Source organism: Massilia varians (assembly GCF_027923905.1).
GTDB classification, from domain to species: domain Bacteria; phylum Pseudomonadota; class Gammaproteobacteria; order Burkholderiales; family Burkholderiaceae_D; genus Telluria; species Telluria varians_B.
Genome location: NZ_AP026966.1, coordinates 2,320,141 through 2,332,831, shown reverse-complemented (window position 1 = coordinate 2,332,831; position 12,691 = coordinate 2,320,141). Strand labels below are relative to the sequence as shown.

The 12,691-nt window shown below is 66.4% G+C and carries 11 protein-coding genes and 1 pseudogene; 9 read left to right on the top strand and 3 right to left on the bottom strand.

Features of this window, described 5'->3' with window-relative positions; translation table 11 throughout:
- Positions 1-5 precede the first annotated feature (5 nt).
- Positions 6-779: a slipin family protein gene (locus MasN3_RS10580; RefSeq protein ID WP_281914002.1), complete on the top strand. Its 774-nt coding sequence runs from the start codon at positions 6-8 to the stop codon at positions 777-779.
- 108 nt (positions 780-887) lie between these two features.
- On the opposite strand, the gene MasN3_RS10575 is transcribed toward MasN3_RS10580, so the two are convergent.
- On the bottom strand, positions 888-4,010 hold the full coding sequence (locus tag MasN3_RS10575) for an amidohydrolase family protein (protein WP_281914001.1): 3,123 nt from the start codon (positions 4,008-4,010) through the stop codon (positions 888-890).
- Between the two features lie 334 nt (positions 4,011-4,344).
- Between MasN3_RS10575 and MasN3_RS10570 the strand changes: the two genes are divergently transcribed.
- The 3 genes from MasN3_RS10570 (at position 4,345) to MasN3_RS10560 (ending at position 6,460) form a co-directional block, all read left to right on the top strand.
- Positions 4,345-5,670 carry a DUF3422 family protein gene (locus MasN3_RS10570; RefSeq protein ID WP_281914000.1) on the top strand — a complete coding sequence of 442 codons (1,326 nt, stop codon included), beginning with the start codon at positions 4,345-4,347 and terminating at the stop codon, positions 5,668-5,670.
- Positions 5,671-5,785: 115 nt separating this feature from the next.
- On the top strand, positions 5,786-6,025 hold the full coding sequence (locus MasN3_RS10565) for a hypothetical protein (protein ID WP_281913999.1): 240 nt from the start codon (positions 5,786-5,788) through the stop codon (positions 6,023-6,025).
- Positions 6,026-6,139: 114 nt separating this feature from the next.
- On the top strand, positions 6,140-6,460 hold the full coding sequence (locus MasN3_RS10560; protein ID WP_281913997.1) for a hypothetical protein: 321 nt from the start codon (positions 6,140-6,142) through the stop codon (positions 6,458-6,460).
- A gap of 32 nt (positions 6,461-6,492) precedes the next feature.
- Here the strand turns inward: MasN3_RS10560 and MasN3_RS10555 are convergent, their stop codons facing one another.
- On the bottom strand, positions 6,493-6,546 hold the full coding sequence (locus MasN3_RS10555; RefSeq protein WP_281914475.1) for a hypothetical protein: 54 nt from the start codon (positions 6,544-6,546) through the stop codon (positions 6,493-6,495).
- 45 nt (positions 6,547-6,591) lie between these two features.
- Between MasN3_RS10555 and MasN3_RS10550 the strand changes: the two are divergent.
- The 3 genes and pseudogenes from MasN3_RS10550 to MasN3_RS10540 all read left to right on the top strand — a co-directional run.
- A pseudogene (locus MasN3_RS10550) lies at positions 6,592-6,810 on the top strand (DUF3422 family protein); the annotation flags it as partial.
- Between the two features lie 112 nt (positions 6,811-6,922).
- Positions 6,923-7,273 carry a hypothetical protein gene (locus tag MasN3_RS10545; protein ID WP_281913996.1) on the top strand — a complete coding sequence of 117 codons (351 nt, stop codon included), beginning with the start codon at positions 6,923-6,925 and terminating at the stop codon, positions 7,271-7,273.
- 98 nt (positions 7,274-7,371) lie between these two features.
- Positions 7,372-8,157, top strand: coding sequence for a hypothetical protein (locus MasN3_RS10540; protein WP_281913995.1), 786 nt, complete (start codon positions 7,372-7,374; stop codon positions 8,155-8,157).
- A 26-nt stretch (positions 8,158-8,183) separates the two neighbouring features.
- Here the strand turns inward: MasN3_RS10540 and lldD are convergent, their stop codons facing one another.
- Positions 8,184-9,317, bottom strand: coding sequence for an FMN-dependent L-lactate dehydrogenase LldD (gene lldD, locus MasN3_RS10535; RefSeq protein ID WP_281913994.1), 1,134 nt, complete (start codon positions 9,315-9,317; stop codon positions 8,184-8,186).
- Positions 9,318-9,556: 239 nt separating this feature from the next.
- Here lldD and MasN3_RS10530 point away from each other — a divergent pair, with 239 nt between their 5' ends.
- Together MasN3_RS10530 and MasN3_RS10525 are read left to right on the top strand one after the other, a co-directional pair.
- Positions 9,557-11,458: a rhamnogalacturonan lyase gene (locus tag MasN3_RS10530; protein WP_281913993.1), complete on the top strand. Its 1,902-nt coding sequence runs from the start codon at positions 9,557-9,559 to the stop codon at positions 11,456-11,458.
- Positions 11,459-11,470: 12 nt separating this feature from the next.
- Complete coding sequence (locus MasN3_RS10525) at positions 11,471-12,691, top strand: DUF4861 family protein (protein ID WP_281913992.1); 1,221 nt, start codon at positions 11,471-11,473, stop codon at positions 12,689-12,691.

Here is a 12,691-nt window from a genome sequence, read left to right as displayed (position 1 = left end):
AGGCGATGATTACCGGTATTGGTCTGGGCGTCGGCGTCCTGTTCTTCCTGGTGCTGGCGCTGCTGGTCACCTCGATCCGGGTCCTGCGCGAATACGAACGCGGCGTCGTCTTCCAGCTCGGCCGCTTCTGGGGCGTGAAGGGACCGGGGCTGATCATCCTGATCCCGGTGTTGCAGCAGATGGTGCGGGTCGACCTGCGCACCATCGTGCTCGACGTGCCGACCCAGGACGTGATCTCGCGCGACAACGTCTCGGTCAAGGTCAATGCCGTCCTCTACTTCCGGGTGGTGGACCCGGAGCGCGCCATCATCCAGGTCGCCAACTTCATGGAAGCCACCAGCCAGCTGGCCCAGACCACGCTGCGCGCGGTGCTCGGCAAGTACGAGCTCGACGAGATGCTGGCCGAACGCGAGCGCCTCAACCTGGACATCCAGCAGGTGCTCGACGCCCAGACCGACGCCTGGGGCATCAAGGTGGCCAACGTCGAGATCAAGCACGTCGACCTCGACGAATCGATGATACGGGCGATTGCGCGCCAGGCCGAGGCCGAGCGCGAGCGGCGCGCCAAGGTGATCCACGCGGAGGGCGAGCTGCAGGCCTCGGAAAAGCTGCAGCAGGCCGCCTTCGTGCTGGCGCAGCAGTCCGGCGCGATGCAGCTGCGCTACCTGCAGACGCTGAGCACGATCGCGGGCGACAAGTCGTCCACGATCGTGTTTCCCTTGCCGATCGACGTGCTGGCCGGCGTCATGGGAGCTTCACCCAAGGAGGCCGGCTCGTAGGGTGCACGGCTTTGCCGTGCGCGCGTTCACATACAGCTTGAGCAGACGCAGCGACTATCCATGAGCTGCCTGGACGCGCGGCCGGCGGAGCCGACCACTCTACGAGCACTAGTGCGCGTGGCCCCCGCCGGGCTCCTCGCAGTGATGCGGCTCCTCGCGGCACAGCGTCTCCCGGGCCGCCAGGGCCTGCCGGCGCGCCTCCAGCTGTTCCGGCGTCTGCGCCGGCGCCAGGATCTCCGGCACCGTGATCACCCGGCCGTTCTTCACCACGAAGCGCACGTCGGCGGCGGCGCGCAGGTCGAGCAGCGGATTGCCGCTCACGGCGATCAGGTCGGCCAGCTTGCCGCTTTCCACCGTCCCGAGCTCGTCACCCACCAGCGCGATGCGCGCCGCGTCGCGCGTCACCGAATACAGCGCCGTCAGGTTGCCCTGCACGATCGCCGCCCCGCGCATGTTCAGGTGCAGCGAGATGCCGGGCACCACCAGCGGCGAGTCGGTGCCGTTGGCCACCAGCGCCCCGGCGGCGCGCACCTTGGCCTGCTGGGTGGCGTCGTTGATGATGCTGGCCAGCTGGGTGGAGGTAGGCGGCTGCGCGTTCTGCAGGCCGGGCACGAAGTTCGGCGGCACCAGGATGAAGCGCGGATCGAGGACGATGCCCGGATCCAGTCCGGCCAGCGCGGAGGCCGAGAACAGGGTGTCGATCAGGTGGAAGTCGCCCTTGCCGTAGATGTCGGCCGCATCCTGGTAGGTGATCGCGCGCACGAAGGACTTCGACCAGCCATAGCCCATGCGCTGGGTCGCCGACAGATGGGTGGTGCCGGAAATCCCCGTCGCCGCGCCCGGCTGCACCAGGTGGGTGCCGCTCGGCACGCGCAGGTCGAGCGCCCCTTGCGCGATCCGCTCCATGACCGGGATCGGCGCGCGCACGTAGCTCTTCAGGAAGTCGGTGTCGAAGCGCTTGGCCTTGCCGATCTCGAGCTCGGCGATGAAGGGCGTGCGCAGCGTGCGCGCGAAGTGGTAGAACTGGCGGTTGCCCTCCCACAGCGGCGGCGAGACGAACAGGCGCGGCCCCAGCAGGTTCCCCGCCTCGAGCGACTCGCGCATCTCCACGCTCTGGTGCAGCGGGCCGCCCACCGACTGCGCCGTCGTGATCCCGTAGGACAGCATCAGCTGGGCGATCTGGCCGAACTGGCCGCCCTGGTACAGGGTCAGCGGGTGCAGGTGGGTTTCGATCAGGCCCGGCATCACGGTCAGGCCGCTGGCGTCGACCACGCGCACCCCGGCCCCATGGTCGGTCTGCGGCCCGACCGACACGATGCGGTTGCCCTGGATGAGGATGTCGACGTTCTGGCGCAGGGAGCCAGCCACGCCATCCCACAGCGCGCCCGCACGGATCACGGTGCGCCCTTCCGGCACGGCCTGGCGGTATTCCAGCTTGATTGGAATCTCGCGCGTGCCGCTGCCGTCCACCCGCACGGTGCGTACCCGCTCGGCCGACTTGTACAGGATGGTGCGCGAGTCGCCGCCCCAGGACGGCAGGTCGGCGATGTCGTCGCTCACCCGGCGCGCTTGCCCGGTCGGCGCACCGTTCGGACCGACGGGGATCACGTACAGGCGCGAATCCATGATGAAGGCCACGCGGGTGCCGTCGGGCGAGAGCACGGCCGCGCCCTCGTCGCGCTCGGCGATCTGGCGCGGCGGCGGCGCCACCGCGTAGAAGGTGCCGGTGCGCGCGGCCAGGTCGATCACGCGCAGCTTGTTGTAGCCCTCGCGGAAGCGGTTGTTGATGCGCTCGTTGTCCACCACCAGGATGCGCTGGCCGTCTGGCGTCCATTGCGGCGTGCTGACCTGGGTGCTCACCGAAGACAGGACCACTTCAAAAGTGCCGGTGGCGCGGTTCCAGATTTCCAGCTGGCCCGACAAGGTGATGTAGGCGATGCGCCCGCCGTCCGGCGACAGCTTGGGCAGCGCCATCGAGCGCCCCGGGATGGCGGCCAGCCGCGTGCGGGCGCGCGTCGCCACCTCGACCTGGTCGACCGCCAGCTGGCCGGCGTTGTTGCGCTCGGACGAGAAGTACACCGCCCGTCCGTCCGCGGTCCACTGCGGGTTGACGTCGCGGTCCGGATCGTTTGTCAGCCGCACCGGCGCTTCGCCGATGCGCATGGCCCAGACGTCGTTCAGGGCCACGAAGGCGATGCTGCGCCCGTCCGGCGACAGGACCGGGGCGCTGATGCCTTTCACCTGGCGCGGCCGGAAGTTGTCGAAGTTGCGGTCCTTGCCTTCACGGATGGCGGGGCGGCGCAGCCGCAGCTCGGCGCGGAAAGCCACATCGGTTGGATTGGCGCCGCCGGCGTCGCGGATGCGGATGCGGCCATCGGCCGTGTACAGGAAGCGCCCATCGGGCAGAAAGCGCACCGGGAACGGGAAGATGTCCTCGTCGGCCGTCACCGCCGCGCCGCCCACCACCAGCTGGCGCGCGGCGTTCTGGTAGACCAGCGCGCCGCCGTCCGGGGTCCAGGCCGGGGCGGTGCCGGGCGCCACGACGGTCGGGGCGCCGCCGCCGATCGGGGCGGTGACCACGTTCGCGCCGTCGACATAGGCCAGGCGGCTGCCGTCCGGCGACACCGCCGGATTGCTCTCGGCCCCGGGCCCGGTGGTGAGCTGCACCGGCGCGCCGCCGTTCACGCCCACCCGCCAGATCTTGTACTGGCCGTCGCCGCTGCGGTCCGAGGAAAACACCAGGCCGCTGCCGTCCGGCAGCCAGGCCGGTTCGCGGTCGTCAAACGGGCCGGTGGTGTGCTCGCGCAGATTGCGCCCATCCGGCGAGATCGTCCAGATATGGTAGTTCCCTTCCGGCGCGTAATTCTGGAAGGCGATGCGCTTGCCGTCCGGCGACCACACCGGTGCGGTCGGCTCGAGGCGCCAGTCGGTGATGCGGCGCGCCTGTCCGCCTTCGCGCGCAATGAACCACAGCGCGCCCTGGGCCGAGAACACGATGTGGCGGCCGTCGGGCGATGGCGCCGCCGCCATGTTGGTCCCTTCGCGCAGCTCGACCGTGAGGTCTTGCGTAGGACCGCGCAGATTGTTCAGCTCGTCGATCCGGCCGCCACCGGGGAACTGGCAGGCGGACAGCAGGGCCGCGCCGACCGCGAACGCGAGCAGGGAGAGTCGGGGTTGGCGGAGCCGGCAGGGGTGGTGAAAACTGCGGCGCAGAAAGCTGCGGGTAGTCATGTTTTCCTCCTGGATGGATTGCCAAAATGCACCAGAATGGTGCGGGCTTGACAGATCGATCCTCGGCCGGACGTCTGACGAAATGCTGACAGATGAGTTCGCCTAGAAATGAAAGCGCGGCTAAACGCATGCCACCTGATCGTGCTCAACGCTTGTGCAGGAACGTAACCCGTGAAACTGAGTCGGGTGAGTAAAAGCTATGTCTGATGATCATTTCCAACGCTTTCCGCTCACGCTCCTGAGTGTTCTTCATTAATCAAATGACGCAGTGCACAAAACCGTAAGTAATGACACAATAGAGAAAAGGAATACTTAACTACAAGGGAAGCGCTAAGTGAGAGACTCCAACGTATCGCTGAACCATCCCCTGCGGGTGCCACTCGCGGCCGAACTCCACTCGCGCCCTTTCATGCGGCTCGACGCTCCCGAGGCGATCACCCACCTGGCGGTCTACCACGGCGGCCAGGCCGGTCCGCCGGGCCGCCACTCCCAGCACCAGCTGCTGGGCGCCCTGTGCGGCCACTTCGGCGTCGCCGCCCCCAGCCCGGGCAGCAACCACTTCTTCCACGACTTCGGCAGCTTCCGCCTGAAGTGGGAATGCCATACCGAGTTCGCCACCTATACCGTGACCACGCCGCTCCCGCCCGACATGGGAGCGTACGAGGCCTTCTCGCACGTGCCCCTGTCCTTCCTGCCCGCCAGCTGGCTGGCCAGCCTGGAGGGCAGCCTGATGGCGGCGGCCCACGTGGCACTGGTCAAGGGCGCGGCCGACGCCTCGCGCTTGAGCGCGGTGTTCGAGCGCAGCGGGCTGGCCGGCTCCTCGGTCATGCAGGGCGCCGAGCTGTGGACCGATTTCGCGATCCAGTCCGACGGCTTCAGCCGCTTCGTGATCCGCGACCTCGGCATGCGTCACCTGCAGGGCGGACGCCTGGTGCAGCGCGTGCTGGAGATCGAGACCTATCGCATGATGGCCCTGCTCGGCCTGCCCGCCGCGCGCACGGTAGGCATGGACCTGGACGCGATCGAAGCGGAGCTGTCCTCGTTGGCCAGCGCCATGGTGGCAAGCGACATGGCGCCCGTCGAGCATGGCGCGCAGGACGAGCAGCGCCTGCTGGCGCAGATCACGCGCCTGGCGGCGCGCCTGGAAAAGCTGGTGCTCGACAACGGCTACCGCTTCTCGGCCTCGAAGGCCTATTTCAGCCTGGTCAAGGCGCGCATCGAGGAGCTGCGCGAAGTGCGCATCGAGGGCACGCCCACGGTGGAGGAATTCATGGAACGCCGGCTGGCGCCGGCCATGCAGACCTGCGCCGCGGTCAGCGCGCGCCAGGACGCGCTGGCACGCCGCATCGCCGACACCAACGACCTGCTGCGCACCCGGGTCGGCATCGTGCAGGAGCTGCAGAACCGCCGCATCCTGGAATCGATGAATGCGCGGGCGGCGCAGCAGCTGCGGCTGCAGCTGGCGGTCGAAGGACTGTCGGTGGCGGCGATCTCCTACTATCTTGTGGGGCTGCTCGGCTATGCGGGCAAGGCGGCCAAGGCGGCCGGGGTGCCGATCAATCCGGACCTGGCGCTGGGGATGCTGGTGCCGGTGGTGGCGATTGGGGTGTGGGTGGCGCAGCGGCGGGTGCATCAGCGCATTGGGCGGCGCGGGCACTAGGAGCCCACTCCTTCTTGTTGCAAGTGCAACAAGATCGTACACTGAGCCATTCTGATGCCCGCTATCGGGCCGAACGGCAAGCTTGGACCATGATTCTGATTTCGGGAAGGGTGAAATGCTCACCATAGAAGCGATTGCGCTTGTCCTTATCCTCGTTCTGGGGATCCCTAACCAGATCATCGATCACAGGCATCGAAGAAGAAAGGCGTATCAGCCTGGCAACGCATGGGCGTATTACGCGCAACTGAGCAGGGAAGGCAACTGGGAAGGAAGATTCATGATGTGGTCCACCTACGTCGGGATTGCCTTTGTCGTCTTCGTCATCTGCCACATGTTTTACGCCCTTTCCCACTGAACGGGCGAACGTGCAGGTCCACCATGGGTCGACTGCTTGGGTGCGTTGCGAGGAGCGGTCCGAGGAACCGTAGCGCCACTTCCCGAGAAACGACTGCATGTAAAACGCTAAGACATGAGCCAACCCGACGAATTACCTCTTGACAGCAAAAGCACGCACCAATGGGGTGTAAGCTGGATTGCCGCAGGCATCACTGTGATCAGCGTCGTATTGGTCTTGCCCCCGGTGTTGGCAACCCATCACTCCATACTTTACCCAGGCGTGTCGGGCCTCCTCGGCATGCTGGCGGGGATTGTGTGTTACGCGCGTTCACATGCCGGGCGCTCGGTCAGCCCGCTTGTCGCGTTCAGCCTGGTAATCAATGTCTGCGTTGTTTTATATATGCTGTTTATCTGGTTGGTTATCTATTTGATGAGTCGCAGCGCCATGCACTGATATCCGCCGCTGGTAAGTAAACGCCCGCCCGGCTAGCACCCCGCGCCCAGCGCCAGCATGCGGAACACGTCGGTCCCGGTACGCACGCCGCCATCGGCAAAGATCGCCGGCTTGCCCTTGACTTCAAGGCGCGGATCGAGAGCACGCCCACGGTGGAGGAATTCATGGAGCGCCGCCTGGCGCCGGCCATGCAGACCTGCGCCGCGGTCAGCGCGCGCCAGGACGCACTGGCGCGCCGCATCGCTGATATCAACGACTTGCTGCGCACCCGGGTCGGCATCGTGCAGGAACTGCAGAACCGCCGCGCCCTGGAATCGATGAATGCGCATCCGGCACAGCAGTTGCGGCTATAGTGCATCGGCGGATCGGGCGGCGCGGGCACTAGGACCGCTGGTGAGAATGTGCGCGTCTTTTTGGCTCATCACACTGCTAGACTGCCGCATTTACCGCACGCTACGAAACATGAAAATCGTCCGCAACGCCGCATTGTTTTTGCTAACGTCAGCAGCCGTGATGGCAAGTCCTGTCGTTTTGGCGCAAGCAGGATCGACGCCGGTCATCAAAAAGACCAGCGCGACATATCGCTGCGATCGTAGTCCATCAGGCGAATGCGCGTTTCTCCTGTACTCATCGACATGCCTGGATGGCCCCTTGAAGAACGGTCACGCCGTACTGCTTTGCACGCATGAGTTCCTTGCCGAGTTCTCGTTGAAAGTCGGAGAGTCGCGCACGATGGAAGACCTGCCCACCAGCGTCAAACAATGTGGCGCGCCGCCTGATGCAAAACCAAGGTTTCCCGACTGCGCCCGTTGACCGACGGTTGGAAGGCGACATTCGACTCTAGCCTATGACCGAACCGAGCTACACGACGCAGGGCGATTGATTCCGCTGCACGACTCAACTGGACTCACATGAAAATGCATTCGCTACTGACTGTATCTTGGGCATCGATCGCCTGCGCAAGCAGCCTTGTTATAGCTGCTCAAGCCGTTCCGAATACGCAGTCAGGCGGTACTGAATCCTGTGGCCTTGGACTTCCCCCCAATGCCGCCGGCTTTGAAAAGCAGGAAGCACAGCGTGCGTTTGAGGAAAAAACCCATGGATTCTTGCGCGTGTGTGAAGCGGACCTGCAGCGCTATGCAGCCGCATTTGTCTCGATGGATGTGGCAACGCTTGGCTTGGACTTCGAGCCGGTCGACTTGCGCAATACTCCTTTCGCCAGGCTTGTCAGCCTTGGTGGCCGTGCGGAGAACGTGACGGACACTCAGTCGCGTTTGTATCGCGGATTTCAAACTGCCGAGGGCGATACCTTGACGCTTTTCGAGCACGACATGTCCGCAGACGGTTCCAGTCTCTGGCGTGACCCGAAGGACGAGCCCGAACGTGTCAACGGCTTGCCGGCCCGGTTGTCCGTCTTCCAGGCCAATTCCGGCAGATCAGTCTCGGTTCTCTCGTGGCTCCAGGGACGACGTTATTACGAAATCTGGCTCGAAGCCAACGCGGCGCGCAATCCATTGCGGGCTCGTTTGTTCGAGCTTGCCGGTTCGCTTCCCATTTCCATCCCCGCCTGTCCTAACGCGCCGCCACCCAAGCGAACGATGTTGGGCCCCAACGGTTTTCCTGTCGATGAACCGATGCCGCGTACCACGACAACGAAGCAGATTGAAGAACTCGGCAAAAGGCGCTCCTGCAAATGATGTGACTGCGGACGCTATGATACGCCTCACTTCGCCAGCAGGTGCGGCCCGATCTCGGCGACCGACTGCACCCCGGTCAGCACCATATTGGTCCGCAAATCCTTCTCCATGATCGCCAGCAGCCGCTCCACCCCCGCCTGCCCTTGCGTGGCCAGCGCATAGACAAACGCCCGTCCAATCAGCACCCCATCTGCACCCAGCGCCAGCATGCGGAACACGTCGGTCCCGGTGCGCACCCCGCCATCGGCAAAGATCGCCAGCTTGCCCTTCACTTCCGCCGCGATCGCCGGCAATGCCTGGGCCGAGGACAGCGCCCCGTCCAGCTGGCGCCCGCCGTGGTTGGACACGACGATGCCGTCGGCGCCGAAGGCCAGCGCATCGCGCGCGTCTTCCGGATCGAGGATGCCCTTGACGATGAACTTGCCCTTCCACTCGTCGCGAATCCACTGCAAGTCATGCCAGGCGATGCCCGGATCGAAGTTGGCGCCGAGCCAGCCGATGTAGTCGGCCAGGCCGGTCGCGCTGCCGCGGTAGGCCGAGATGTTCCCGAGGTCGTGCGGACGTCCGAACACGCCGACATCCAAGGCCCAGCGCGGATGCGTCATTGCCTGCAGCACGCGCCGCAGCGGGCCGTTCGGGCCGCTCATGCCGCTGTGGGCGTCGCGGTAGCGCGCGCCCGGCACCGGCATGTCGACCGTGAACACCAGGTTGGTGGCGCCCAGCTCCCAGGCGCGCCGCATCACGTCGCGCATGAAGCCGCGGTCCTTCAGGACGTACAGCTGGAACCAGATCGGTTTGTCGGCCTGGGCCGCCACTTCGGCCAGCGGGCATACCGAGACGGTGGACTGGATGAAGGGGATGTTGCGCTGGCAAGCCGCGCGCACCGCCTGCACTTCGCCGCGGCGCGCATACATGCCGGTCAGGCCGACCGGCGCCAATGCGATCGGCAGCCCGTAATCCTGGCCGAAATATCGCACGCCCAGGTCCAGCTGCTCGGAGCCGCGCAGCACGCGCTGGCGCAGCTTGACCGCCTGCAGGTCGTCGACGTTGCTGCGCAGCGTCTGCTCGGCGCCGGCGCCGCCATCGAGATAATGGAACAGGAAAGGCGGCAGCCGGCGGCGGGCCGCTTCGCGGTAATCTAGGGCGGACGAGATGATCATGGTCTGGCTGGTAGAGGACGAATCCGCACAGTCTACGCCGCCATGCGCATGAGCGTCCATATCCCGCCCTGCTCAGGCGATGCTTCGATCAGCGCCTTGAGCGCTGCGCTGTATTCACAGGGCGCACGATCCGCTCAAGCGCTTGACTAAATGTCCCATCGCAGACCCCGATTGTTGACACTGTGCGCATGGCATCCAATACTCGAATGCGCTACCCTCGACGCCCAACCCCGGACACCATGGCACCCAAGACCTGTAACGACACCCGCAAGCGCAGCATCGCCCTCGGCATGCTGGCCCTTGCCTGTACCGCCTGCGCCACCACGGGCACGACGCCCGCCGTCACCCAGTTTGGTGGCAAGCAGCTCGAACGACTCGACCGCGGCGTGGTCGCGATCCACACCCAGGACGGCAACTTCGTCAGCTGGCGCGCGCTGGGCCAGGAAGACGCGGCCACCAGCTTCAACCTCTACCGCGACGGCAAGCGCCTCAACGATGCGCCGCTGGCCGCCACCAACTTCGTCGACCAGGGCGCCGCAGCGGGCGCAAGCTATAACGTGCGGGCCGTGCGCGGCAATGCCGAAGCCGGCGACGACGCCAAACCGGTCGCCGCCTGGCAGCAGGCTTTCCTGAGCATCCCCCTGCGCAAACCGGCCGACGGCGTCACCCCGGACGGCGTGGCCTACAGCTACCAGGTGAATGACGGCTCCGCGGCCGACCTCGATGGCGACGGCCGCTACGAGCTGCTGGTCAAGTGGCAGCCGACCAATGCCAAGGACAATTCGCACAGCGGCCACACCGGCTCGACCTACATCGACGCCTACCGCCTCGACGGCAGCTTCATGTGGCGCATCGACCTGGGCAGGAACATCCGCGCCGGCGCCCACTACACCACCTTCCTCGCCTACGACTTCGACGGCGACGGCCGCGCCGAGGTGATGATGAAGACCGCCGACGGCAGCGTCGACGGCCAGGGCAAGGCCATCGGCGATGCCAAGGCCGACTACCGCAACAAGAACGGCTTCATCCTGGATGGCCCCGAGTTCCTGACCGTGTTCGACGGCCGCAGCGGCGCCGCGCTGGCCACCACCGGCTATTCTCCGGCGCGCGGCGGCGATGGCGCCGCCTGGGGCGACAATCGCGGCAACCGGGTCGACCGCTTCCTCGGCGGCGTGGCCTACCTCGACGGCAAGCGGCCGAGCGCGGTGTTCGCGCGCGGCTACTACACGCGCGCCGTGCTGGCGGCCTGGGACTGGCGCGACGGCAAGCTGACCCAGCGCTGGGTGTTCGACAGCGACACCCCCGGCAACGGCGAGGCGGCCGGCCAGGGCGCGCACTGGTTGGCAGTGGCCGACGCGAACGGCGACGGCCGCGACGACATCGTCTACGGCGCCGCCACGATCGCCAGCGACGGCAAGCTGATGTACTCGTCGAACCTGTGCCACGGCGACGCCCTGCATGTCGGCAAGCACGACCCGAGCCTGCCCGGCCTGCAGGTCTTCATGGTGCACGAGTCGCCCAAGTGCTACCGGGGCAACGGCGCCGCGATGCGCGACGCCGCCACCGGCAAGGTCCTGTGGGGCATCCCGAGCAGCATCGACGTCGGCCGCGGCATCTGCATGGACATCGACGCCGCCCATCCGGGCAACGAATGCTGGGCCGCGATCGGCGGCATCACCAACCCGGCCGGCGGCCTGTACAACGCCAAGGGCCAGCAGATCTCCGCGGTGCGCCCGCGCGCCTACAACTTCGGCCTCTGGTGGGACGGCGACCTGCTGCGCGAATCGCTCGACGGCACCAGGATCGAGAAGTGGAATCCGCAGACCCAGCGCCTCGACCTGCTGCTCGACGCCGCCCCGCTGCACGCCGCCTCGAACAACGGCACCAAGGCCAACCCGGTGCTGTCGGCCGACCTGTTCGGCGACTGGCGCGAGGAAGTCGTCTGGCGCAGCAACACCGACGACGCCCTGCTGGTGTTCAGCACCACCGTGCCGACCACGCACCGCCTGCCGACCCTGATGCACGACGCCCAGTACCGGGTGCAGGTGGCGGCCCAGAACGCCGGCTACAACCAGCCGCCCCACCCCAGCTTCTTCCTCGGCGAAGGCATGCCGCCGCAGGCAACCAACCAATCTCGATAAGCGCATTCCGACATGACTACTCGCTTCTCCCTGTCCGCCATCGCCCTCGCAAGCCTGTTCGCCACCGGCGCCCACGCCGCCGAACGCCTCACCGTGACCGTCAGCCACACGCTGGACATCGCGCGCCCGGCCGAGACCATCGCCATCCCCTGGACGAAAGTCAACGAAGCCCTGCCGCAGGCCAAGAACCAGCAACTGGTGCTCAAGGACGCCGCCGGACGCGTGCTGCCCTACCAGGTGACGAATATCGCTCCCACCGGCAAGGACCCGCAAATGATCGGCGCCGGCTACGGCGAACTGCTGTTCCAGGTCGCCTTCAAGCCGGGCGAGAAGCGCACCACGGTCACCATCGAAAAGGGCAGCGCCACCAATCCGCCTTTCCCGGCCAAGACCTACGCCCGCTTCGTGCAGGAGCGTCTGGACGACTTCGCCTGGGAGAACGACAAGCTGGCGCACCGCGCCTACGGCCCGGCCCTCGCCGCCCCCGCCCCGGCAGGGAGCGGCAAGGAAGTGCTGGTCACGAGCGGCATGGACATCTGGTTCAAGCGCGTGCCCTATCCGATCGTCGACCGCTGGTACAACATCGGCCACGACCACTACCATGTCGACGAAGGCGAAGGCATCGACATGTACAACGTCGGCCCGACCCGCGGCGCCGGCGGCACCGGCATCTGGGACGGTCAAAAGCTCTTCGTCGGCGCCAATTACAGAAGTTGGAAGATCCTGGCCAACGGCCCGGTACGCACCGTGTTCGAGCTGCACTACGACGGCTGGGACGCGCTGGGCACCAAGGTCTCGGAGGTCAAGCGCTTCACCGTCGACGCCGGCCGCTACTTCGACCGCATCGACAGCACCTTCACCTTCGCCGGGCCGGCCAGCCTGGACGCGGCCGTGGGCCTGAACAAGCGCCCCAGCGACAAGGGCCAGGAAGTCAAGGTCGACTTCAGCGAGAACAAGGGCGACGGCAGCCTGGTGCAGTGGGTCACCCAGCGCAGCTTCGGCGACTTCGGCGTCGCGGTGATCGTCCCGAGCGCATCAAGCTTTGCCGCCGACGAACGCAACGGCCTGGTGATCGCCAAGGTCGCCTCCGGCCAGCCGCTGAGCTACCACGTGGGCGCGGCCTGGACCCGCGGCAGCCCCTTCGCCACCCAGGCCGACTGGCAGCGCCACGTGGCCGAGGAAGCGGCGCGCCTGCGCGCGCCGGTTACCGTCACCATCACCAAAGGGAATTGA

Excerpts from the sequence above, each read along its gene's own strand:
- MasN3_RS10545 (WP_281913996.1), top strand. The coding sequence starts at position 6,923 with ATGAAAATCGTCCGCAACGCCGCATTGTTTTTGCTAACGTCAGCAGCC.
- MasN3_RS10575 (WP_281914001.1), bottom strand. The coding sequence starts at position 4,010 with ATGACTACCCGCAGCTTTCTGCGCCGCAGTTTTCACCACCCCTGCCGG.
- MasN3_RS10580 (WP_281914002.1), top strand. The coding sequence starts at position 6 with ATGATTACCGGTATTGGTCTGGGCGTCGGCGTCCTGTTCTTCCTGGTG.
- MasN3_RS10530 (WP_281913993.1), top strand. The coding sequence starts at position 9,557 with ATGGCACCCAAGACCTGTAACGACACCCGCAAGCGCAGCATCGCCCTC.
- MasN3_RS10525 (WP_281913992.1), top strand. The coding sequence starts at position 11,471 with ATGACTACTCGCTTCTCCCTGTCCGCCATCGCCCTCGCAAGCCTGTTC.
- MasN3_RS10560 (WP_281913997.1), top strand. The coding sequence starts at position 6,140 with ATGAGCCAACCCGACGAATTACCTCTTGACAGCAAAAGCACGCACCAA.
- MasN3_RS10565 (WP_281913999.1), top strand. The coding sequence starts at position 5,786 with ATGCTCACCATAGAAGCGATTGCGCTTGTCCTTATCCTCGTTCTGGGG.
- lldD (WP_281913994.1), bottom strand. The coding sequence starts at position 9,317 with ATGATCATCTCGTCCGCCCTAGATTACCGCGAAGCGGCCCGCCGCCGG.
- MasN3_RS10540 (WP_281913995.1), top strand. The coding sequence starts at position 7,372 with ATGAAAATGCATTCGCTACTGACTGTATCTTGGGCATCGATCGCCTGC.